General features: G+C 68.8%; 20 protein-coding genes. 8 read left to right on the top strand and 12 right to left on the bottom strand.

Going from position 1 to position 21,381, the window contains the following annotated elements:
- Positions 1-115: 115 nt before the first annotated feature.
- From ACI6GS_RS20665 to ACI6GS_RS20640, 6 genes are all read right to left on the bottom strand, one after another.
- On the bottom strand, positions 116-1,309 hold the full coding sequence (locus ACI6GS_RS20665) for an acyl-CoA dehydrogenase family protein (protein ID WP_439815358.1): 1,194 nt from the start codon (positions 1,307-1,309) through the stop codon (positions 116-118).
- Between the two features lie 49 nt (positions 1,310-1,358).
- Entirely contained in the window at positions 1,359-1,958 is a 600-nt protein-coding gene (locus tag ACI6GS_RS20660; protein ID WP_439815357.1) for a hypothetical protein, read from the bottom strand.
- Positions 1,955-2,317 (bottom strand): nucleotidyltransferase domain-containing protein, encoded by a 363-nt coding sequence (locus tag ACI6GS_RS20655; protein WP_439815356.1) that lies wholly within the window; start codon positions 2,315-2,317, stop codon positions 1,955-1,957. Before ACI6GS_RS20655 ends, ACI6GS_RS20660 begins: the two co-directional genes overlap by 4 nt.
- Positions 2,314-2,781 carry a hypothetical protein gene (locus tag ACI6GS_RS20650; protein WP_439815355.1) on the bottom strand — a complete coding sequence of 156 codons (468 nt, stop codon included), beginning with the start codon at positions 2,779-2,781 and terminating at the stop codon, positions 2,314-2,316. Before ACI6GS_RS20650 ends, ACI6GS_RS20655 begins: the two co-directional genes overlap by 4 nt.
- A 14-nt stretch (positions 2,782-2,795) precedes the next feature.
- On the bottom strand, positions 2,796-3,533 hold the full coding sequence (locus ACI6GS_RS20645) for an SDR family oxidoreductase (RefSeq protein WP_439815354.1): 738 nt from the start codon (positions 3,531-3,533) through the stop codon (positions 2,796-2,798).
- A 153-nt stretch (positions 3,534-3,686) separates the two neighbouring features.
- On the bottom strand, positions 3,687-4,064 hold the full coding sequence (locus tag ACI6GS_RS20640) for a response regulator transcription factor (protein WP_439815353.1): 378 nt from the start codon (positions 4,062-4,064) through the stop codon (positions 3,687-3,689).
- Positions 4,065-4,248: 184 nt separating this feature from the next.
- On the opposite strand from ACI6GS_RS20640, the gene ACI6GS_RS20635 reads away from it, so the two are divergent.
- The 5 genes from ACI6GS_RS20635 (at position 4,249) to ACI6GS_RS20615 (ending at position 11,679) form a co-directional block, all read left to right on the top strand.
- Entirely contained in the window at positions 4,249-7,152 is a 2,904-nt protein-coding gene (locus tag ACI6GS_RS20635; RefSeq protein ID WP_439815352.1) for a PAS domain-containing protein, read from the top strand.
- Positions 7,149-7,970 (top strand): acyl-CoA dehydrogenase, encoded by an 822-nt coding sequence (locus tag ACI6GS_RS20630; protein WP_439815351.1) that lies wholly within the window; start codon positions 7,149-7,151, stop codon positions 7,968-7,970. The genes ACI6GS_RS20635 and ACI6GS_RS20630 overlap by 4 nt, the downstream gene beginning before the upstream one ends.
- 77 nt (positions 7,971-8,047) lie before the next feature.
- Entirely contained in the window at positions 8,048-8,458 is a 411-nt protein-coding gene (locus tag ACI6GS_RS20625; protein ID WP_439815350.1) for a DUF2946 family protein, read from the top strand.
- Positions 8,459-8,626: 168 nt separating this feature from the next.
- A complete protein-coding gene (locus tag ACI6GS_RS20620; protein WP_439815349.1) occupies positions 8,627-9,463 on the top strand; it encodes a DJ-1/PfpI family protein in 837 nt (278 codons plus the stop codon).
- Entirely contained in the window at positions 9,451-11,679 is a 2,229-nt protein-coding gene (locus ACI6GS_RS20615; RefSeq protein WP_439815348.1) for a TonB-dependent siderophore receptor, read from the top strand. Before ACI6GS_RS20620 ends, ACI6GS_RS20615 begins: the two co-directional genes overlap by 13 nt.
- 239 nt (positions 11,680-11,918) lie before the next feature.
- On the opposite strand, the gene mce is transcribed toward ACI6GS_RS20615, so the two are convergent.
- Genes mce through ACI6GS_RS20600 form a run of 3 tightly spaced genes read right to left on the bottom strand, consistent with a single transcriptional unit; the run spans position 11,919 to position 14,294 of the window.
- On the bottom strand, positions 11,919-12,344 hold the full coding sequence (mce, locus tag ACI6GS_RS20610; protein ID WP_439815347.1) for a methylmalonyl-CoA epimerase: 426 nt from the start codon (positions 12,342-12,344) through the stop codon (positions 11,919-11,921).
- Between the two features lie 59 nt (positions 12,345-12,403).
- The gene (locus tag ACI6GS_RS20605) at positions 12,404-13,174 is read right to left on the bottom strand and encodes an SDR family oxidoreductase (protein WP_439815346.1); all 771 of its coding nucleotides are present in this window, start codon (positions 13,172-13,174) and stop codon (positions 12,404-12,406) included.
- Between the two features lie 46 nt (positions 13,175-13,220).
- Positions 13,221-14,294, bottom strand: coding sequence for a DUF2332 domain-containing protein (locus ACI6GS_RS20600; protein ID WP_439815345.1), 1,074 nt, complete (start codon positions 14,292-14,294; stop codon positions 13,221-13,223).
- A 26-nt stretch (positions 14,295-14,320) separates the two neighbouring features.
- Between ACI6GS_RS20600 and ACI6GS_RS20595 the strand changes: the two genes are divergently transcribed.
- The gene (locus ACI6GS_RS20595) at positions 14,321-15,247 is read left to right on the top strand and encodes an alpha/beta hydrolase family protein (RefSeq protein ID WP_439815344.1); all 927 of its coding nucleotides are present in this window, start codon (positions 14,321-14,323) and stop codon (positions 15,245-15,247) included.
- 91 nt (positions 15,248-15,338) lie between these two features.
- Here the strand turns inward: ACI6GS_RS20595 and ACI6GS_RS20590 are convergent, their stop codons facing one another.
- Entirely contained in the window at positions 15,339-17,237 is a 1,899-nt protein-coding gene (locus ACI6GS_RS20590; RefSeq protein WP_439815343.1) for an FAD-dependent oxidoreductase, read from the bottom strand.
- A 255-nt stretch (positions 17,238-17,492) separates the two neighbouring features.
- Here ACI6GS_RS20590 and ACI6GS_RS20585 point away from each other — a divergent pair, with 255 nt between their 5' ends.
- Positions 17,493-18,254, top strand: coding sequence for an isochorismatase family protein (locus ACI6GS_RS20585; RefSeq protein WP_439815342.1), 762 nt, complete (start codon positions 17,493-17,495; stop codon positions 18,252-18,254).
- 20 nt (positions 18,255-18,274) lie between these two features.
- Entirely contained in the window at positions 18,275-18,628 is a 354-nt protein-coding gene (locus tag ACI6GS_RS20580; RefSeq protein WP_439815341.1) for an ArsC family reductase, read from the top strand.
- A gap of 9 nt (positions 18,629-18,637) precedes the next feature.
- Here ACI6GS_RS20580 and ACI6GS_RS20575 read toward each other — a convergent pair whose 3' ends face one another.
- Together ACI6GS_RS20575 and ACI6GS_RS20570 are read right to left on the bottom strand one after the other, a co-directional pair.
- Entirely contained in the window at positions 18,638-19,663 is a 1,026-nt protein-coding gene (locus tag ACI6GS_RS20575) for a DUF3047 domain-containing protein (RefSeq protein WP_439815340.1), read from the bottom strand.
- A 20-nt stretch (positions 19,664-19,683) separates the two neighbouring features.
- The gene (locus tag ACI6GS_RS20570; RefSeq protein WP_439815339.1) at positions 19,684-21,225 is read right to left on the bottom strand and encodes a serine hydrolase; all 1,542 of its coding nucleotides are present in this window, start codon (positions 21,223-21,225) and stop codon (positions 19,684-19,686) included.
- Between the last annotated feature and the right edge of the window lie 156 nt (positions 21,226-21,381).

The following is a 21,381-nucleotide window of genomic DNA, read 5'->3' as shown; positions in this document are numbered from 1 at the left end:
GAGACGCGCGTTCCGCGCTCCTCAGGATGACGCACGTTGGAAAAACTGAAGCAAAAACAACGGCGTCATGCTGAGGAGCCGGCGCAGCCGGCGTCTCGAAGCATCATGCCCGACGTCACAACCCCAGCACGGCCTTGGCCATGATGTTGCGCTGGATCTCGTTCGAGCCGCCATAGATCGAGGCGGCGCGCGTGTTGAGGTAGGTGCCCATGCTGCGCCCGGCATAGTCGGGGCCGATGGCCCCTTCGTTGGCGCCGGGTTCGGTCCGCTCATAGGGCATGGCATAGGAGCCGATCGCCTCGATCCCCAATTCGGTGATGCGCTGCGAGACTTCGGTGCCGCGCGTCTTGAGGAGCGAGGATTCGGGGCCGGGGCGGCCTGTGCGGCTGATCTCGGCCATCACGCGGTGTTCCGTGACGGTCAGGCCCTGGACATCGATCTCGACCTCGGCCAGGCGGGCGGCAAAGGTGGGATCGTCGATCAGGCGGCCGAGAGGACCGGCTTCCGATTCAAGGATGCGGCGCAGGGTGGCGGTCGCCTGCTGCAGCCGCGCGCCATAGGCGCCACCGCGCTCGAACTCCAGCAGGTACTTGGCATAGGTCCAGCCCTTGCCCTCGTCGCCGATGCGGTTGCCTTGCGGCACCCGCACGTCCTCGAAGAAGACCTGGTTTACCTCGTGGTCGCCGGCCAGCGTGATGAGGGGGCGGATGCTGATGCCCGGGGTCTTCATGTCGATCAGCAGGAAGGTGATGCCGGTCTGCGGCTTGCCACTCGCATCCGTGCGGACCAGGGCGAAGATCCAGTCGGCGTAGTGCGCGTGCGTCGTCCAGATCTTGGACCCGTTGATGACGTAGTCGTCGCCGTCCGGCACCGCCCGCATCGACAGGGCGGCCAGGTCGCTGCCCGAACCCGGCTCCGAATAGCCCTGGCACCAGTAGAGGTCGCCGGCCAACGTGGGCGGCAGGAACTTCTGTTTCTGCTCCGGCGTGCCGAACGCCATGATGACCGGCGACACCATGCGCAGGCCCATCGGGATCATACTGGGCGCGCCGGCGCGGGCCAGTTCGCTCTCGAAGATGTAGACCTGGGTCGAGGTCCAGCCCGTGCCGCCATGCTCGACCGGCCACGTGGGGGCAGCCCAGCCCTTGGCCGCCAGGATCTTCTGCCAGGCGATCGCGTCCGGCTTTTCCGTGAAGACGCTGGTCGAGCGGGCGGCCACGGCGCGCAGTTCCGGCGTCAGGTTGGCTTCCAGGAAGCTGCGGACGCTGCTGCGGAACGCCTCGTCCTCGATACTGAATTCCAGGTTCATAGTAGATATCCGGGTTGATCAAAGCAGGTGTCTCAGGACGCGATAGATGTCAGGGGGCACGTTTGGAAAGCAAAAAAAATCTCGAAATCTGACGAGCCATCCCAGATGTCATAATATCCTTGGCGCTCTTGTCGGGATATATAGTCGTTTGTTCTGGACTCAAACAGAATGCGCCACTATTAATTGGATTAATCTCAAGTGATGGACCGTAATCGGTAACAATTGTTTTATCGATCACATAGCATGAAGAATTCTGATCGCATTCTATATTATCAGCTCGACATAACCATATATCTTTGACGCTGATAATTGCAGAAGATCGATGTGCTGGATTCTTGTCGAATAGATTGCCGCATCCCATTCTGATTTCGATCGCTGATGTTGATGGTATGACCAATTTTCCCCACACATCGCCTTTGGGGTCGCTAGTGAATGTGTCGATCTCCATTCGGATAAGGCGCTCGATTGAATCGAAATCCCCAAACCTAAACTCTGTGCCATATTCAAAGCAGATCGTGACCGAACCAACCTCTGTGTTGGGTAAGGGTGGCGGAGTTGCGGCTGCGGGATTGGAAATCAGGCCTACGACTACCACGGCGGCTTTCGGCCAACTCGGCTTTTTCAGATGTGTGGCAGGCGCGGACTTCACAGGTCGACACCGTCGAGGCGGATTTCGTGCATCAGGGGCGTGCGCTCGGACCATGCACCCGGCGGGAATGGCATGGCGTGAACGACTTCGCCCGTTTCCTCGAGAACTGCGGTTCCGATATCGGCCAGCCTGAAGAGCTCCTGCCCGAAGTGCATGTCGGTCCGAAAGAAGACGGCGATGTCATAGTCGGATTCGGCCCCGGCCTGTCCGCGGGCGCGCGAGCCGTAGAGGACGACCCGTTGGACACGATCGCCATAGACAGCACTCACGGTGTCGCGAAACCGCCTGAGAACTGGATCGGCCATGATCGTCGCTTGTGCCATGCACAACAGAGTGGCATCGGCCGAGGCGATTTTCACCTGCTCCGATGGCTGCGCCTGCCGGAGGCAATACGCCAGCCGCGATTGACCGTGAACACTACGATGACCAGCGCGCCGACGAAGCAAGCCGCATAGCCGACGAAGCCGAGGGCGAGGTAGGCCAGTTCCCGCCATTCGAAGCCCAACCCCTCGGTCGGCCCGTCGGCGACACGGATGAAGCCGGACCCGAAATGGCAGACCGAGGACGAGACGCTGCCCCGGCCGGCGGTGCCGAGGTTGTAGCGCTCCAGCGGCTCCGCCTGGCCGCCCAGGCGCTGGGCCAGGGCCTGGCACGGCGCCTCCATCAGGAAGGCACCGACCGGGCCGTCCAGTGCCGTGCCGACGAGGAAGTTCGCACCGGCCCAGGCAGGCACGAACAGGATGGCGATCAGTACCAGCCGGACCAGGATGATCCAGGTCGGATGCGCGCCATCATCAGGTGCTGTCGGCGATCCGTCCGACACCTGAGGGCTGAACCTCAGCCCCGCCCGATGAACGGCTGCTTCACCGGCAGTGCGGTTGCCTCCAGCACGTTCATCTCCGGCGGCAGGGCGGCCATCAGGACGGCGATGCGGGCCAGGTCGTCGCGGGACATCATGCCTTCGACGCCGGTCGCGACGTCGCGATAGTCGCCCCAGATCTCGCTGTCGGTATTGCCGGGGTGGAGGGCCGAGACGGCGATGCCGTGCTCCCGCCCGTCGAGCGCCAGGGATTGGGTCAGCCCCCGGATCGCGAACTTCGACGTCGTGTAGGGGGTCGAGTTGGCGCGCGGGCGCTGGCTGGAGATCGAGCCGATGTTGATGATCCGCCCCCCGCCTTGCGGCTTCATGATGCGGAAGGCTTCGCGCGCGCAGAGGAAGCAGGCGTCGATATTCACCGACATGACGCTGCGCCAGTTCTCCAGGCTGCGCTCCTCGATCGGCATCTGCCCGCCGCCCAGGCCAGCATTGTTGACCAGCAAGTCGAGTTGGCCGTGCGCCGTCATCAGGGCCGCGAACAGCGCCAGCACCTGGAACTCGTCAGTCAGGTCGGCGGTGACGGTAAGCACGTCGCCACCGGCATCCGCGATCCGCTGCGCCACCTGGTCCAGGCGGTCGGCCCGGCGCGCCGCGATCACGACCTTTGCCCCTTCGGCCGCGTAGGCGACGGCAATGGCCTCCCCGATCCCGGAACTGGCCCCGGTGACGAGTGCCACCTTCCCCTCAAGCAACGGCAAGGCAGTTTCCTTTCGTCGGGTGCGCCCGGTTGGTCGCGCGCGGCCTGGTTGCGGCACCGGTCGCCGGCACGGCAGCGGTGCCCCTCAATGTAGCAGCGCCGGCGTCACGATCATGCCTTTCGCCTGGCCTGCGGTGCGTCGGCGGACGGGAGGTCAGGATTGGCGGTCGGCCAGGAGGCGCTCGACCAGGGCCAGGAGTTCGCTGGTGCGGAACGGCTTGGGCAGGACCGCGTCGGCGCCGAACTTCTCCGCGATCGCCAGGAAGCTGACGCCGCCGTTCGCGATGCTGCCCGACATGGCTATGATCGGGATGCGGGGGTTGACCCGCCGCATCGTGCGGATCGCCTCCAGGCCCTCGACCTCGGGCATCAGGATGTCGGTTATGACAAGGTCGGGCTGGCGTTCGTGAAAGTGACCGATGCCCTCCTTGCCGTCGCGCGCGACCGTCGCCTCGTGCCCGCGAATGCCCAGTGCCTGGGATATCACCCGGGCGATCGCATCCTCGTCATCGATGACTAGAATTCTGGCCATGCGGCACCATGGATGATCGCGAAAGAGTGGGCGCCGGCCCGGCACCTGCACTGTATGATGGTCTTCTGCAAGCGCAAGGTTTCCATGCGGATTAGACCGCATACGAAGTATACGACATCCGGTGCGCCTGGAAACATGTTTGCGACGCTCTATTCAGGTCAGCAATCATGAGCGATAATAGTTCATGGTCGATGTATTCGCTAGACGGCGCAGCACGCCCGGGCGGGAGCGCAGCGTGCGGCTGAGGACGGCGGGCATCGTAGTGGGGATCTGCCTGCCGATCCTGCTGTTCGGCAGCGCGATGGTCGTCCTGTTCGAGAACCAGCAGCGCGATTTCGTGACCCAGGGCATGCAGCGCGACGCCGGGACGGTGGCCCAGGGCGTGCTGGCCCGCCTGGTCCTGAACCGCACGATGCTGGAAGACGCGGCCCTGTCCCAGATCGACGAGATCGACCGCGACCGCGCGACCAGGATCCTGGACAACCGGGATTTCCTGCAACTGGCCAGCCGCCTGCTGCGTGCGCGGCCACGGATCCAGGGCCTGCGCTGGATGCGGCCGGGCCTGCCCCCGCTGGACCTGGGGCGGCGTGGCATCGCCCTGCCGCCGGTGTCGGCCGATCTGATGGTGCAACCCTGGCCCACGCCCCAGTCGATCCTGTCGGAGCTGGTCAGCCTGCCGGGCGAGCCCCCGCTGGTCGCCGTCCGCGCCAACCTGGGGGCAGGACAGGGCGACGGCAACCTGATCGCCTTCATCGACACGTCCTCCATCGTCGAGGTTTTGACTCGGTATGAGTTCCCTGGCGGCTGGCCGATCCTGGTGGTCGACGAGATGCTGACCCCTTTTGCCTCCGACGGCGATGCAAAGGAGATGGCGACGGTGCGGGCGGCACTGGCCGATCCTATGATCGGGGCAGAGCTGCGCGCAGGCAAATCGCACATTCCCGGTGCCGGTGATTCCAGCGGCGACCTCACCCTGGTGGCGGCGCCGGTGCCGCGCACGCGCTGGATGCTCGTGATGGGGGCGCCGGCCGACCTGATCGCGGTGCCCGGTCGGCACATCCAATGGGCGATCGCCGCCGCGCTGCTGCTCTCCGGCCTGCTGACGCTGGGCATGGCGGGCCTTGCCTTGCGGGGCTATCGCCTCCGGATGGAGGCGCACGAGCGGGACGCGATCCGCGCGGTCGAGCAGCGGTCGCTGGCAATCATCGAGAGCACCAACGACGCCATCATCGAGGCCGACCGCAACCTGCGCATCACCTTCCTGAACGGGGCCGCGCGGGCGATGATCGACCAGCCGGGCGACCTGATCGGGCGCGACGCGGGAGACCTGTTCCCGGCCCTGGCGCCCGGCTCGGACCTGCGCCTGCGCTGCCACCGCGTCCTGACGACAGGCCAGCCGGACGAGCTGGAGATGTTGCGCCTGGCCACCCCGCGCTGGGTCCATGTCAGGCTGTTCCCCAATCCCGACGGACGCATCGTCGCCTATGTCCGCGACATCACCGACCGCAAGCTGTCGGAGCAGACGGTGGCGGGGCATCGCTCGCTGCTCGAGCGCCTGATCGAGACGCTGCCCGATCCGATCTTTGCCAAGGACCTGGAGGGGCGCTACCTGCTGGCCAATTCCGCGCTGGCCAGCACCATGGGTTGCGACCGGCGCGAGCTGATCGGGCGCAGCGACCTGGAAATGGCGCCGGCCGAACAGCTGGGCATGATCCAGGAGGTCGACCGCATGGTCCTGGCCGAGGGCCGGCTGATGACCATCGAGCGCACGGTCGACAATGGCCAAGGCCGCCTGCGCCACCTGCTGATCAGCGTGGCGCCGCTGAAGGACGCGCAGGGCCAGGTGGCGGGCCTCGTCGGTACCTCGCGCGACATGACCGAGTTACGCCAGGTCGAGGAGCACCTGCGCCATTCCCAGCGGCTGGAGGCGGTGGGCCGCCTGACCGGGGGCATCGCCCACGACTTCAACAACCTGCTGCTGGTGATCGTCACCAACCTTGACCTGATGCTGTCGCTGACCGAGGAGGAGGACCTGCGGCAGCTGGCGGAAGAGGCGCTGGCTGCGGCCGACCGGGGCAGCCTGCTGACCAAGCGCCTGCTGGTCTTTGCCCGGCGCAGCGCGCTGAACCCGCGCGCGGTCGACCTCAACGCCCTGGTCGCCGGCATGCTGTCGGTCCTGCGCCGCACGCTGAGCACCGCGATCGACCTGCGGTTCGAGCCGGGCGAGGGCCTTTGGCCGGCCATGGCCGACCCCGGGCAGGTCGAGGATGCGCTGCTGAACCTGGTGATCAATGCGCGCGATGCGATGCCGAACGGTGGCCGCATCCTGATCCGTACGGGGAACGAGGGGCTGAGCCGGGAGACGGCCAAGCAGGCGGGCGACATGGTGCCCGGCGACTATGCCTGGCTCAGCGTCATCGACAGCGGCACCGGCATGACGGCGGAGGTCCTGAACCGCGCCATCGAGCCGTTCTTCACGACCAAGGACGTGGGCAAGGGAACGGGCCTGGGCCTGTCGCAGATCTATGGCTTTGCCAAGCAGTCGGGCGGCCATTTCCGCCTGGAGAGCGAGGTGGGGATCGGCACGGCGGCGCGCATCTACCTGCCACGTGCCGGCCTGCTGGGGAGCGGGGCGCATGACGACCGGATCGGCGACGACCTGCGCGGCGACGAGCGCATCCTGGTCTGCGAGGAGAGCTTCGAGGCGCGGCGCGAGACCGCCGCCTCGCTCCGCGCGCTGGGCTACCGCATCGTGGAGGCGGCGGACGAGGCGACGGCGCTGGAGCGCCTGGGTCTGGGCCAGGAGCGGGTCGACCTGATCCTGGCCGACCTGGTCATGTCCGGCGGCAATCGCGGGGTCGACCTGGCGCGGCGGGCCTGCCAACTGGTGCCCGGGATCCGCGTCCTGCTGATGTCGGGCTATGACGGCACCGTGGGACGGGGGGCCGAGGAGTTTGCCCTGATCGCCAAGCCGTTCGGGCTGCAGGCGCTTGCGCGGCGCCTGCGCGAGGTGCTGGATAGACCGGCGCCGGCACGCGTCCCCGAGGCGCTGCTGGGCGCCGCACAAGACGGGGAGCGAGGCGCGTGACGGAATTGACCGACTGGATTGGGCGGCGCATGGAGCGCGACGACGTGCCAAGCGCGTTCGACGCCAATGCGCTGGTGGCGACGCTGGGCGTGAAGCGGCCCGAATTCCGCGACGGCGATCCGCTGCCGCCCATGTGGCACTGGATGAGCTTCCTGGACGCGGCGCCGCGGCAGAAGATCGGGCCCGATGGCCATGCGGAGCGGGGCGACTTCCTCCCGCCCATCGAGTTGCCGCGCCGCATGTTCGCAGGCGCCGACACGACCTTCCTGGCACCCCTGGTGATCGGCGAAACCGCGCGGATGGAGATCGAGGTCGTCTCCGTCCAGGAAAAGACCGGCCGCACCGGGCGGCTGGTCCTGCTGGGGGTGGAGCGGCGCATGTCCTGCCGGGGGCAACTGGCCGTGGTCGAGAAGCAGACCGCCGTCTATCGCGAGGCGGGCGCCGGCGCCACGACGCCCGACCAGGCACCGGCCGATGCCGAGTGGTCGTGGGAGGTGCCGGTCGACCCGGTCATGCTGTTCCGGTTTTCCGCCCTGACCTTCAACGGTCACCGCATCCATTACGACCGTCCCTATACGACTGGCGTCGAGCACTATCCAGGCCTGGTGGTGCATGGCCCCCTGATCGCCATCAGCCTGCTGGAGTCCCTGCACCAGGCCGGCCAGCCGGCGCCGGCCAGCTTCAGCTTCCGCGCCGTGGCACCGCTGTTCGACGACGCCCCGTTCCAGGCGCAGGGCCGCCGCACCGATGCGGGCGCCAGCCTGTGGGCCAAGGGTCCGGACGGCCGCCTGGCCATGCGCGCCGACGTCACGTTCTGACGTTCCGGCAAGGGCGGGATGGCTCATGCGACCAGTTGTCTGCTGACAGGGTTGCGGTGGGTGCCTAGCCTGGGCCGATGACCGGGGGGTTCGGCAAGGCGGCAAAACAGGGGGCAGCGCATCTCGCGCTGCTTCTCCTGCTGGTGCGTGCGATGATCCCGGCCGGCTTCATGCCGGACATGGCGGCCCTGCGGGACGGCCGCATCCAGGTCGTCCTGTGCTCCACCGACGGTCAGCGCGTCGTCGTGCTGGATCGCGACGGCAAGGCGGTCGATGACGGTTCCGGGCGCCACGATGCCGTCGGCGCCTTGCATTGCCCCTTTGGCCTTGTCGCCGCGCAGGCCTTCATCCTTCCCATCCTGCCGCAGCTGGGCCCGTCGCGGGCCTTTGAGCGCGATTGCGCGCCAGCCTGCCCGGCACAGGCCGCGCCGCCGCCGGCCCGCGGTCCACCCCTCGGCGCCAGGGCACCTCCCGCACTTTCCGTCTGACCCTGTCCCGCATGCCTGGGCCTGCCCCGGCATGTCGTGCCCGCTTGTCGAACGGAATGGATCCATGCCGGCTTATCCCGCCGCCGCGGCCTGCGCCGTGGTTTTCTTGACGTTGTTTTCTGCACAATCCGCCTGCATCGCCGGCACCCCGAGCACAGGGGCGCGCTCATGATGAACCGGCGCGAACTGGGCGTCCTGGGCGGATCCGCCCTGCTGGCGCTGTCGGCGGTGCCCCTCTCGGCGCAGTCCGGACCCACCACGCCCGTGGCGGAGGCCGCACCAGCCCCCGACCATCCTATGCCTGCTGGCTGGATGGGGCGGGAGCAGGTCGCGATCGTCCTCTACCCCCAGCTGACGGCACTCGACGTGATCGGGCCGCATCACATGTTCACCAGCCTGATGGGCGCCACGGTGCACATGGTGGCGGCCACGCGAGAGCCGGTGACGAGCGACAACGGCCTGATCCTGACGCCGACGGCCACCTTCGACGATTGCCCGGCCGACCTGGACATCCTGTGCATCGGCGGGGGCACGGCCGGCACGCTGGCCGCGATGGAAAGCCCCGCGATGATGGCCTTCCTGAAGGACCGGGGGGCGCGGGCCAAGTGGGTGACCTCGGTCTGCACCGGCTCCCTGATCCTGGGTGCGGCCGGCCTGCTCAAGGGCTACCGCGCCACGTCCCACTGGGCCGCGCACGATCTTCTGGACCGCTTCGGCGCCGTCCCGACGCACGGACGGATCGTCACCGACCGCAACCGCATGACGGGTGGCGGCGTGACTGCCGGCATCGACATGGGATTGGCGATCGTCGGCGCCCTGCGCGACCGGACCTATGCCGAAAGCGTCCAGCTGCTGGCCGAGTACGACCCGCAGCCACCCTTCGACTCCGGCTCCCCGGACAAGGCGTCGCCCCAGGTGCGCGGGATCATGGATTCGATGTTCGTCAATTTTCTTGCCCAGGCCCGTGCAGTGGCCGACCGGACGGGTGCCCCATGGCGCGGCTGATCGACATGAAGACCAACGCGTCCAAGCGTGTGCTGGCTGCAGCGCTGACGGCTGGCGTCCTGTGGCCCGGGGCCGCCTTGGCCCAGGACCAGGAGACGATCCGGCTGGACGAGATCGAGATCAAGGCCAGCGCCGATGGCGTGACGGAGACGACCGCCGGACCGGTCCAGGGCTATCGCGCCCTGAGCGCAGGGTCCGCCACCAGGACGGACACGCCGATCGAGGAGATCCCGCAGGCGATCACCGTCCTGCCCCGCCAGTTGCTGGAAGACCAGGCTGCGGTGTCGATCAACGAGGCGCTGCGCAATGCCAGCAACGTCCAGGCGGTGGACAGCCGCATCATCGGCAATGTCGACCAGTCGCCACTGCGGATCCGCGGCTTCAAGGCGGACCAGTGGATCGACGGCTATGCCGGCAACCTGTTCCTGTCGGGCGACCATGACAGCCTGGTCAATCTCGAACGGATCGAGGTGCTGAAGGGTCCGAACGCGGTGCTCTATGGCGGCGGCGCCGGCGCGCCGCTGGGTGGCGTGGTCAACCTCATCTCGAAACTGCCGACCGCCACCGCCAGCTATGACTTTGGCGCCACTTTCGGCAGCTATGGCTATTGGAGCCCGCAGTTCGACATCAACCAGCCGCTGAATAGCGACGGCACGGTGCTGTTCCGGATGACTGGCCAGTACACGCGGGCCGACAGCTTCATCGACGTGTTGGAGTCGGACCGCTTCAGCTTCAACCCGACGCTGACGCTGACCAACAACGACGACACATCGCTGACGGTCCAGTTCTTCTATTCGCGCCATGAACAGCAGGCCTATTCCGGCCTGCCGGTCGTCGGCACGATCCAGGGCGACTACCGTGTGCGGCGCGAGCTTTATTTCGGTGATCCCGCGATTCCGGACAGTACGTCCGAGATCTACGGGACCACGGTCACCTTCGAGCACGAATTCAACGAAGTCTGGTCGACCAGCATCAAGGGCCGCTGGAGCGAGTCCGAAATGGCGCAGCCGTCGCAGGCGGCGTTCCTGGACGCGACCGGCACCGGCGGCACGCCGATCCTGCCGCCATCCACCTTCGATGTCTCCAACCTGATCCATCGCGACGCGCAGGAGGAGTTCAGCATCAACCCCACGCTCCAGGCCAGGTTCGCCTGGGGGCCCAGTGACAACACCGTCCTCTTCGGCGGCGACTATGCCCATGTCAGCGAACAGGTTTCGATGGTGGCCGATACGCTGGGCAACATGTGCTTCGCCTTCGGTCTGGGCTGCCCGCCGACATTGGTCGACCTGCAGAACCCCACCTTCCCGGCGTTCGTCTTTCCCGTTGCCGGCGTGGGCGAGGGGGCGACCTACTTCGATGGCGACCTGAGCTTCGAGACCCATGGCGTCTATGGCCAGGTCCAGTCCACGCTCTATGACCGGATCCACCTGCTCGTCGGCGGCCGGGTCGGCACGCTGGACATCACCTATGAGGAGCGGGCGCTGGCACCACCCGCCACTTTTGTCACGGACGAGACCCGGTTCCTGCCGCGTGTCGGCGCGGTGGTGGATGTGGTGCAGGGCCTGTCGCTCTATGCGGGCTACAGCGAAGGCATGCGGTGGGTCCCGTTCTCCCAGACTTTCGCCCGGCCCAAGCCGGAACTGTCGAAAAGCCTGGACGCCGGCATCAAGTTCAACCTGGACGATGCGCTGACGGGCACCGTCTCGGTCTTCCAGATCGACCGTGAGAACGTGCCCTACCAGATCGCCTTCGGGCTGGGTGCCCTGTCCGAGCAGCGCTCCCGCGGGTTCGAGGCGGACGTCGTCTATCAGCCCGATGCCAACTGGAGCGTGCTGGCCAGCTACGGCTACACCGATGCGACGTTCGAAAGCACGACGCCGGCGGCCCCGGCCGGCAACCGGCTGCCCATGGTGCCGGAGCATTCCGGCCGGTTGTGGGTGAACTATGCCTTCGACAACCAGTTCAGCGGCTGGAGCCTGGGTGGCGGCGTCTATGCGGCCTCCGACCAGTTCGTCGATTCCGCCAACACCTGGTCGACGGGGGCCTATTTCACGGTGGACGCCAAGATCGGCTACGAGGTCGAGAACGTCCGGGTATCCCTGGCCGTGAAGAACCTGACGGGAGAGGAATACTTCACGCCCTATACCTGGTTCGGTGGCCAGGTCGCCCCGGGCGAGCCGCGCATGGTCTATGGCCAGGTCGGCTACAGGTTCTGAGAGGCCGTTTGGGACATGGATTGCGGGGACCGGGTGCGTGCTTCGAGGCTACGCTTCGCTCCGCACCTCAGCATGACGACCGTGGGTTTTCTTAGGCTTTCCCAACGTTCGTCATCCTGAGGAGGCCCGAAGGGCCGTCTCGAAGGACGCACAACGCTGCCGCCGCCCAGATTCCAATCGGGTTCTGAGGCGAGGGGTGGGGCAGTGGGTGCATTACAGCGCCCACTGCCCCGGTCGTTTCAGTGGTGGGCGTCCTTCGGGCTTTCCATCAGTTCGACCAGGACGCCGCCCATGTCCTTGGGGTGGACGAAGATGATGGGCGTGCCGTGGGCGCCGATGCGCGGCTCGCCGGTGCCCAGGATGGTGGCACCCTTGGCCCGCATCTCGTCGCGGGCGGCGATGATGTCGGCCACCTCGAAACAGACATGGTGCTGGCCCCCCTTGGGGTTCTTGGCCAGGAAGCCGTGGATGGGAGAATTCTCGCCATAGGGCTCGATCAGCTCGATCTGCGAGTTCTCCAGGTTCACGAAGCAGACCCACACGCCCTGTTCCGGCATCGAGAACTTGGGCGTGACGCTCTTCGCGCCCAGCACCTCGGTATAGAGCTTCACCGACTCCTCGATCGAAGGGGTGGCGATGCCGATATGGTTGAGGCGTCCGATCATGGTCCTGTTCATCCTCTGGCGGGAACGGCTTGGCGCCTGAATAGCAGTGGCTGCGCGGTTCAGCTATGGGCGAGATAGCCGCCGTCCACGACCAGGACCTGCCCCGCGACATAGGATGCCGCGGGAGAGGCCAGGAAGACCGCCGCGCCCGCGATCTCGTGCGGTTCGCCCGAGCGGCCGAGGGAGGTTCGGGTCTTGAGCATGGCCTTCACCGCGTCGTCGGCGACCAGGGCGGCGTTGGTCTCCGTCCCGAACACGCCAGGCGCGACCGCGTTCACGTTGATGCCATGCGGGCCCAGCTCCGCCGCCAGCGCCCGGGTCAGGCCCGCCAGTCCCGCCTTGGCCGAGGTATAGACGGCATCGCCGACGCCCGAGATGGGGCCTGCGATCGACGTCATGTTGATGATCCGCCCGCCGTGCCCCTGGCGCATCATCTGCCGCGCCGCCAGCCTGGCTAGGTTGAAGGGGGAGACGAGGTCGGCATTGAGCAGGCGGCGCACGTCGTCCAGCGAGAAGTCGAACAGCGGCCGGCGGTCGCGCACGCCCACATTGTTGACCAGGATGTCCAGCCGGCCGGGGTCGGTCGAGATGTGGGCGAAGGCAGCCTCCACCGCCGCCTCGTCCGTGACGTCGAAGGGCAGGGCGGTCGCCGTGCCGCCCGCCTTGCGGATCGCGGCGGCGGCGGCGTTGACCTGTTCAACCCGCAGGCCGTTCAGAAGGACATGGGCCCCCGCCTGGGCCAGGCCCTTGGCGATCTCGAAGCCCAGGCCGCGGCCCGCGCCGGTGACCAGGGCGACGCGCCCGTCGAGGCTGAAGGGGTGGGCCGTCATTGCAGTCTCCTCCGCGATTTTCTTGTTGGCATGGCGGCTTACAGGCTCAGGCCGCGGGGCGCCAGTCCCAGTCGACCCACAGGCCGTGCGGATGGCCGGTGCCCAGGACCAGGCCGCGCGGCCCCGGCCACAGGTCGAGCAGGATCGCCATCCGATCCTGATGCGCTTCCTCGAAGCGCAGCCAGGCCAGCGGACGATCCGCCGTGGCCTTCGCACCCGCCGCCTCGATCAGGGCGCTGATGCGGGCGCGCTCCACCTCGGGGATGTAGGGCCAGACATAGGTGTGCAGCACGACGGTGGCGCTGCCCGGCACGGGGTCGGCCAGTTCGCCCGCCAGCCAGTCGCCGGCTGCGGCCCGCACGACCGAGGGCGGTTCCGCCGCGGCGATGCGCAGGGCGGCGTCCAGCCGGGCCAGCCGCTCGGACTGGTCGGGCCAGACATAGGACTTCAGGCGCAGGCGCCCCTCGATCGTGTCCAGGGCCAGGGGGTTCAGGTCGCACCCCCGGCGCGAGGCCACGGGAATGGTCGCCGGCAGGACGGGTGCGCGGCCGTGCCAGCGGGCGCCCAGGTGCAGGGCGGAGTCCGCGGGTCCCCAGCTTTGCCCTCCAAGGGCGTAGTGGTAGCGGTCGAACAGCAGGTTCAGGCCGCCGCTGGCGCCGATCTCGCGCAGGGCCAGCGGCCGACGCAGGGCCTGGAAGACATGGGCAAGGCCGCCCAGCACGACCGCGCTGCGCTGAACCTCGTTCGTCTGGGGCGCGTGCTCGAGCATGCGGCGCAGGAAGTGGGTTTCGCCCGCCAAGGTGTCGCGCAGCACGGGGGCCATCTCGACCAGGGGGCGCGTTCCACCGGCGGACGGATAGAACGCCGCCAGCGCCGGGGCGCGGCCGGCAAGGACCAGGAAATGCAGGCCGCCCAGCAGGCGCAGGGCCAGAATCTCCTCCACCGGGCGGCCACGCCATTGGCCGAGCACCCCCCAGGACGGGCCATCCTGGTCCAGATCCTCCAGGATCGTGCGGCACAGGACGGCATTGAAGCGGGACCCCAGCTTCGTGCTGATATCGGCCTGCCTGGCGAAAGAGGCGGCGATCGACGCCTTGTCGGCGGGACGTTCGGCTTGCATGACACCGGTGGAACCAGGGACGGAGCATGATGCGGACAGGCGAGGCTTTGGGCAATCGCAAGGGGCGGGCGGCGCGCCGTGCCGCCTGGGGCCTTGGCCTGGTGGCGATCCTTGCCATCGCCCTGGTCGTTGCGCTGCCGGTGCTGCTGTTGCGCCAGGCGCGCGACCAGGCCCTGGAGGGCGCGCGCGCGGCCATGCCGTTCGCCAGCGTGACGATCCCGGGGCGCGATGGCGGCACCCTGAATGCGTGGCTGGCGCCGACCCTGGAGCCCTGGGCCGTGCTGATCCTCGTGCCCGGCAGCGGCGGGGCCCAGGCGACCGCGGCGACGGCCGCGCTGGCCGACGACCTCAGCGGCCGCAACTACGCCGTGCTGGTGCTGGATGTCCGGGGCCAGGGCGGCTCGCCCCCTGCGCGCGCCCTGGCGGCGGGCGAGGGGGACGACGTGCTGGCGGCTGTCGACTTTCTCAAGGCACGTTCGGCCGGGGTGCGTGTGGGCGCGGTCGGCTTTGGCCTGGGCGGGCTTGCGGTGCTGGATGCCGCCGCGCGCGATCCGCGAATCGAGAGCGTGGTGGCGATCGACCCGCCGCGCGATCCCCTGGCGCCGCTGGACGCGCTGTTGCAGGACCAGGCGCTCCCCGATCTTCTGCGCGCACCGGTGCGGGCGGCGGCGCAGGCGGTCTGGGGCTTTGGCACATTGGCCAGCCCGGCGGAGGCACTGCCGCGGCTGGAGCGTCGGCCCGTCCTGCTGGCCTGGCCCGCGGCGGACGAGGCGGCACAGCTGGACGGCCGCGCCCTGGCGGCCCGGGCATCGGCGGGGCTGTTCCAGGCCCTGCCGCCCCGCCGGGCCGAGGCCGGAAGCGGTTGGGACGCCGACTACCGCAATGACCGGACCAGCCTGGTCGAGCACATCGCCAACTTCCTGGACGATACCTTCGCCATCCGGTTCGGATGATGGGGTGAACGCGTCCTCTGAAGGCGCCCTGTGGTCGAGGCGTGCCACGCTCAACCCGCAGGAGCGGGGGTGAGCAGTAGCAGTATCGCCGTTAGGTATTCAGCGTCTGCTGCACCGCGAGCAGGCGTTCGACCGTGGCGCCCATCAGCGCCTGGTAGACGTCCGGGTGGGTCATGATGAAGGCGTGGAAGCGCCAGTAGTCGAGCTCCAGCAGGCTGACCGGCGTCGCAGCCGTCACCGTGGCGCTGCGCTTGCGCCCGCGGAAGAAGCCGTATTCGCCGAACAGTTCGCCCCGACCGTGCAGGGTGGAATGCTGCGTCTCGGTCGGCCAGTCCACGCGCACATGACCGTCGGCCACGACGAACATGCTGGTCGCGGTCTCGCCGATGCGGCAGATCACGTCGCCCGGCTCGTAATAGGTATTGCGCACCAGGGCGGCCACTTCCTCCAGGTCGCGGGCGCCCAGCGTGCCGAACAGGTGGCTGTCGCGCAGCACGTCCATCCGGTCGACCAGGGCGCCGCGGTCCAGCTCGCGCGTCCGGCAGGTCAGCTGGCGGTTCACCCGGTTGGCCATGCGGCGCCAGCGGCGCTGCTCGCCCCCCGTCACGGCGGGCAGGATCGACAGGTCGCCCGCGATGCGCGCGGCTTCCCGCAGGCCGGATTCATAGGCGCCATGGACGCTGCCCCAATGGCGGTGCTCGGTATGCTCGCCCGCGAAATGGATCCGGCCGTCCAGCGGGACCGACAGCGCGTGGACGTGCTCGGCACTGGCATCGGGGCCGATCACCGTGCCGCTGCCCCGGGCATAGGGATCGGTCAGCCAGCCCGTGCGGACCACGCCCGCGATCCCCGGCGCCTCGTCACCGAACAGCTCGGACACCACGCGCGCGGCATACCGCTTCGTGGCGTCCTCGCTCAGGCCCGCCAGGTGCACGGCGGCGTCGCCGCCCACCTTGCACATCAGCGCCGGCGTGCCGTGCGTCTTGGTCAGGTTCACCACGATCGAGGGCAGATCCTCCCGCCCCCCGTCCATCAGGCCAAAGGCATAGCGACGGGCCTGGGGCACCGGGTCCTGTAGCCGGATCACCAGCGTCTCCAGCGCACCGACATAGAGCCGGTCGATGGCCTGGCGTCGTTCATCGGGGATCGGCGGATCGAAGCAGATGCCGTTGGCCTTGAGCACCCCCAGCGGGACGGTGACGATGACGCGCTCGGCCTCGAAGGTCTCGCGCTCGGTCACCACCTGGACCGGTTCGTCCCGCTGGCCGTGTCGGATCGTCTCCACCGGCTCGCCCAGGCGGATGTCCAGCCCCTCGGCCAGCAGCTCGACCAGGCTCTGGAAGCCATCGGGCAGGACGCTGTCGCCCTGGCCATAGACCTCGTACCCCTTGTCCAGGGCCAGGAAGGACAGTTCGCGCGGCTCGGCCATGGCACCGTCGCGGAAGTGCACGGCCAGGTGCCAGGCCAGCGCCCGCCGGGCGTCGGGCGTTTCGGAGTCGAGGTCGACCAGCGTCTCTATGGCGTCGGCCACGGTGATGTCCAGGCGGCCGGTCGTGTCCAGCGTCGCCTGCGCCTCCTCCAGCTGGTCCATCAGCTCGTCGACACGGGCGATTGCCGCGGCCTTCGCGGCGGGGTCCAGGACGCGGCCGCGATCGATCAGGCATAGGCTGTCCCAGCCCCCGACATAGGTGCTGTCGCCGCCCACGAACATCATGGGCGCGCCCAGTTCGTTGGCGATCTGGGCGACGGGGTTGCCCTCGGTCCCGTGGATCCAGTGGGCGCCCAGGTCGAAGCCGTCGCGCGTCCAGATGCGTCCGCCCAGGCGGTCGCGGGCCTCGAGCACGGTGACCTGCAGGCCATGGCGGGCCAGCGCGCGCGCCGCGGACAGCCCGGCTATGCCGGCGCCGATCACCACGACGCGTGGGCCGAACGCCCCGCCCGGGCGCATGTCGCCCGGCAGGGTCGGCAGTTCCTCGGTCCTGTCCTCCATCGCCCGTCCGCCTCGCTCCTGTTCGCGCCCGCCGTTTCCCGTGGGTCTGCCCGCACCTGGCGCCCGGCCGCACGCCGCTTATGCCATAGTTCGATCAGGCACGAGGGCCCGCAATGCGGAATGTCGCACCGTGATCCCCGTCAACCTTTGGGCGATCCGTCGCACCCCGGGACCGGTCGGCCATTCCCTCGCCCTGCACAACGACCATATACTCAGTCTGAGACTAGCTACTGACCGTCTGGATGGAGAGGCACGATGAGTACGGTGATCGAACGGCCCGGCATGGCGCAAGGTACCGAGATCGAGCGCCTGACCCATGCGGTGGCGCAGGTGGCGCCAATCGCGCTGGTGCCGCTGGACCTGCGCCAGCGGCGTGCGGGCCTGGTCATCGTGGACGAGGTCAACGGCTTCTGCACGGTCGGCTGCGGCCCGCTGGCGCCGGCGGCACCCAATGCCCAGGTCAGCCGGATGGTGACGGAGACGGTGCGCCTGGCCCAGGCGTTCAGTACCGGCGGCCGGCCCATCCTGGCGTTCAAGGACAGCCACACCCCCGGCGTGCCCGAGCCGCCCTATCCGCCGCATTGCGAGATCGGCACGGGGCAGGAGGAACTGGTCCCCGAACTGCAATGGCTGGAGCAGGATGCGCAGACGACGCTGATCGCCAAGGACTGCATCAACGGCTTTGTCGGGGCGATCCGCGATGGCCGCAACGGCGTCGTCGACTGGGTCAACGCGCAGAGCCTCGACTGCGTGCTGGTCGTCGGCATCTGTACCGACATCTGCGTCATGGATTTCGTCCTGACGCTGCTGTCGGCGCGCAACCACGGCATGATGCCCAGCCTCAGGGACATTGCCGTGCTGGAAGGCGCATGCGCCACCTATGACCTGCCGCGGAGCGTGGCAGAGCAGGCAGGCCTGCCGGTAACGCTTGCCCATCCGCAGGCCCTGACGCATCACATGGGCCTGTACTTCATGGCCAGCCGCGGCGCGCTCCTGGTTGACGCCGTCACGCTTTAGCGCTTCCGGGAAGGGTCAACATGCCGGCAAACGTCACGATCCATGGCATCAAGTCCTGCGACACCATGAAGAAGGCGCGGGCCTGGCTGGACGACCATGGCGTCGCGTACACGTTCCACGACTACAAGGCGGCGGGGATCACCCCGGCGACGCTTGCCGCCTGGGCCGACCAGGTCGGGTGGGAGGTGCTGCTGAACCGCGCCGGCACGACCTTCCGCAAGCTGCCGGAGGCGGACCGGGAGGGGGTGGACCGCGCGCGGGCATTGGCCCTGATGGCGGCGCAGCCGTCGATGATCAAGCGGCCCGTGCTCGACGTCGACGGCCGCCTCATCGTCGGCTTCAAGCCGGAGGCCTATGCCGCCGCTTTGGCCTGAGCGGGAGCGCTAGAGGACCTGCACGCGGTTCGTGCCGTCGACCAGCGCGATGTTGCGCACGGTGCCGCGTCCGCGCCGGTGCTGGAACAAGCTGACCGCGATCAGCCAGATCGAGGTGACGCGCGTCGGGACCGGATCGCCCCACATCGTCGCCCAGTCCGCCGCCACCGGTCGGCTTTCGGCCAGCCAGCGGCCGAGCTCCGCCGCGTCGCCGCGCACGACCATGTGGTGTTCCTTGTGCGCCCAGGTCGGCAGCGGGCAGCGGAAATGCGCGCCCGGCGCCAGCGCCGCACTCCACATCCAGGTGATGTCGTGGCCGTCGTCGCCCGCCAGGGCCACGCTGAGATAGTCGTGGACGTGCGATTCCGTCTCGGCGCAGGCCGAGGGCAGTTCGTCGATGCGCCATTCCCATTCCAGCCGCGTGTGCGCGGTCAGGGGGAAGTCGACGGCGCGCTGCAGGATGCCGACATCGTCGCGCGTGTCGATCGCGATGGCGGCGTGGCCGTCGCTGTCGGCGCGCGCGAATATGTCGCTTTGCCCCAGGAACCACAGATGGCGCCAGTCTGGCGGCCAGGCTGTGGGCGCCGCCAGGCGCGTGCGCTCGGCCGCGATGGCGGGGTCGGCGTCGCCCAGGCTGGCCAGCCCGTCGGCCGCGCGCGTGCCGGGCGCCCAGACCAGGATGCGCACGCGGAAACCACCCGTGCCGCCTTGGTAGAGCGCGGCGGGGGTGCCCAGCGTGCCGTCGGGGCTGGCCCATTCGCCGTTCAGCACGGCGACTTCCAACGTGCCGGCATGGGGTGCGGCAAAGGACCAGGTGTCGCGACCCCCGCAGGCAATGGGGGCCTGTCCGCCGATGCGATACCACAGGCCGAAGCGTGGACCGGCGGAGAAATCGGGCTCCAGGTTGAAGACCGCGCGACCGCTGGCCAGGACGGTGAACTCCTGCCCGGCCTGGAGCTTCAGGGCCGTCGCCGTCCAGGGCGGGACATTGGCCGGCAGGTCCAGGACCTGCTCAGCCTGCAGCGACGCAGCCATGCCGGCGGGCCCCTGGAGCCTTACTGGCCGGCCAGCGCCAGCTGGTCCGGGGCGACGGGCAGGCAGGCGATCTGAAGCGTGCGCAGCTGGCGGCAGGCGGCGCGGGCGCTGGGCTCGGCAAAGCCGGCCAGACGGGCGCGCCAGACCAGCTGCCCCGAATTGTTGCCCGGCTCCAGCCGCGTCTCAGTCCCGGCCAGAAGGCGGGGCGCCTGGGCCCGCACGTTCTGGATATGCGCCTCGGCCGCCGACTTGCCGGCGAAGGCGCCCAGCTGGATCGCCCAGCTGCCCAGCGGCTGGCGCGCGGCCTCCTCTTCCGCGGCGGACGTCGCGGGGGCCTGGGCGGGCAGGGCCAGGCCCGGCGGCACCGCGGCCATCATCGCCGGACGCTGGCGCGGGGCGGCAACCGTGTTGGCGGCGGCAACCGGCGCGGTGCCGCCCGAGACCAGGGCCGCGATGTCGCCCGCGGCCGTCGCCTCGGCCGGCTCCTCGTCGATCATGGCGGCGACGGCGTCGATCTCCGCCTCCGACGCGGCGGCGACGGGAAGCGGCGGCAGGGCGGCGCGGGCAATCTCGGCCGGGCGGGGCACGGGCAGGCCCGGCGCCGGGCTGGCGGCCACGGCCGCGACCTGGCGCGCGGCCCGCGCGGTGGCGGGGCCGGGGCGCGCGCCGACCTGGGCGAGCAGCGGCTGGGCCGGGCGCGGCGTCCCCTGGAGTGCGGCGAACGCCTCGTCCAGCATGGCGATCATGCGGTCGTCGCGCTGCCGGCCGGACGTCCCGCCAAAGATCACGCCGACCAAGCGCCGGCCATCACGCTGGACCGAGGCCACCAGGTTGAAGCCGGACGCCCGGATGTAGCCCGTCTTGATGCCGTCGGTCCCGGGATAGCGCGTCAGCAGGCGATTGTGGTTGCCGTGCGTGGCCGCGCCATAGCGGAAGGTGCGCGTGGAAAAGTAGGGGTACCAGTGCGGATGGTCGCGCATCAGCGCCAGGCCCAGCCGGGCCTGGTCGCGCGCCGTCGTCACCTGGGCGCTGTCGGGCAGGCCGTTGGGGTTGCGATAGACGGTCGAGCTCATGCCCAGGGCACGGGCCTTGGTCGTCATCATGCGGGCGAAGCCCTCGCTCGACCGGCCCAGCGCCTCGGCCAGGACGACGGAGGCATCGTTGGCGGACTTGGTCACCAGGCCCAGGACCGCGTCCTCGACACTGACCGTGCTGCCGGCCCGCAGGCCCAGCTTCGACGGCTCCTGCCCCGCGGCGCGGCTCGACACCGGCAGGCGCTGATCCAGTGTCAGGGTGCCCGCGTCCAGCGCGTCGAAGACCAGGTAGAGGGTCATCATCTTGGTGAGAGAGGCGGGATGGCGCAGGGCATCCGGCTGGGTCGAGACCAGAACCCGGCCGGAATCGGCGTCGAGCACCAGGGCGGAGAAGGCTGGCGCCCAGGCATCGGCCGGCTTAGGCTTGCGGCGCTGGGCTGCGTCGGCCGGCGCGGCCGCCAGGGCCAGCGTCAGCGCCAGTGTCAGGACCAAGGCCAGATGGCCAAAGGACAGACGCGTCCACCGCATGGCGGGCCCCCCGATATACTCACCGAAAACCGAAGCATCACTGTAAGAAACTTCGCCAAGCCTGTCTAACGTCTTGTGATTCGCGCGACGCCCGGTCCCCTTTGGATGATGGCGTTTTTTGGGCTAGGATCGGTTGCATGGGAACCGATCCACGCA

It is taken from the genome of Zavarzinia sp. CC-PAN008 (assembly GCF_051903925.1).
Classification (GTDB): Bacteria; Pseudomonadota; Alphaproteobacteria; order Zavarziniales; family Zavarziniaceae.
This window is presented reverse-complemented; position numbering and strand designations above follow the sequence as displayed.

Bases quoted from the DNA above. Each gene is read 5' to 3' on its own strand.
- ACI6GS_RS20665 (WP_439815358.1), bottom strand. From the start codon at position 1,309: ATGAACCTGGAATTCAGTATCGAGGACGAGGCGTTCCGCAGCAGCGTC.
- ACI6GS_RS20640 (WP_439815353.1), bottom strand. From the start codon at position 4,064: ATGGCCAGAATTCTAGTCATCGATGACGAGGATGCGATCGCCCGGGTG.
- ACI6GS_RS20635 (WP_439815352.1), top strand. From the start codon at position 4,249: ATGGTCGATGTATTCGCTAGACGGCGCAGCACGCCCGGGCGGGAGCGC.
- ACI6GS_RS20625 (WP_439815350.1), top strand. From the start codon at position 8,048: ATGACCGGGGGGTTCGGCAAGGCGGCAAAACAGGGGGCAGCGCATCTC.
- ACI6GS_RS20620 (WP_439815349.1), top strand. From the start codon at position 8,627: ATGATGAACCGGCGCGAACTGGGCGTCCTGGGCGGATCCGCCCTGCTG.
- ACI6GS_RS20615 (WP_439815348.1), top strand. From the start codon at position 9,451: ATGGCGCGGCTGATCGACATGAAGACCAACGCGTCCAAGCGTGTGCTG.
- mce (WP_439815347.1), bottom strand. From the start codon at position 12,344: ATGATCGGACGCCTCAACCATATCGGCATCGCCACCCCTTCGATCGAG.
- ACI6GS_RS20605 (WP_439815346.1), bottom strand. From the start codon at position 13,174: ATGACGGCCCACCCCTTCAGCCTCGACGGGCGCGTCGCCCTGGTCACC.
- ACI6GS_RS20600 (WP_439815345.1), bottom strand. From the start codon at position 14,294: ATGCAAGCCGAACGTCCCGCCGACAAGGCGTCGATCGCCGCCTCTTTC.
- ACI6GS_RS20595 (WP_439815344.1), top strand. From the start codon at position 14,321: ATGATGCGGACAGGCGAGGCTTTGGGCAATCGCAAGGGGCGGGCGGCG.
- ACI6GS_RS20590 (WP_439815343.1), bottom strand. From the start codon at position 17,237: ATGGAGGACAGGACCGAGGAACTGCCGACCCTGCCGGGCGACATGCGC.
- ACI6GS_RS20585 (WP_439815342.1), top strand. From the start codon at position 17,493: ATGAGTACGGTGATCGAACGGCCCGGCATGGCGCAAGGTACCGAGATC.
- ACI6GS_RS20580 (WP_439815341.1), top strand. From the start codon at position 18,275: ATGCCGGCAAACGTCACGATCCATGGCATCAAGTCCTGCGACACCATG.
- ACI6GS_RS20575 (WP_439815340.1), bottom strand. From the start codon at position 19,663: ATGGCTGCGTCGCTGCAGGCTGAGCAGGTCCTGGACCTGCCGGCCAAT.
- ACI6GS_RS20570 (WP_439815339.1), bottom strand. From the start codon at position 21,225: ATGCGGTGGACGCGTCTGTCCTTTGGCCATCTGGCCTTGGTCCTGACA.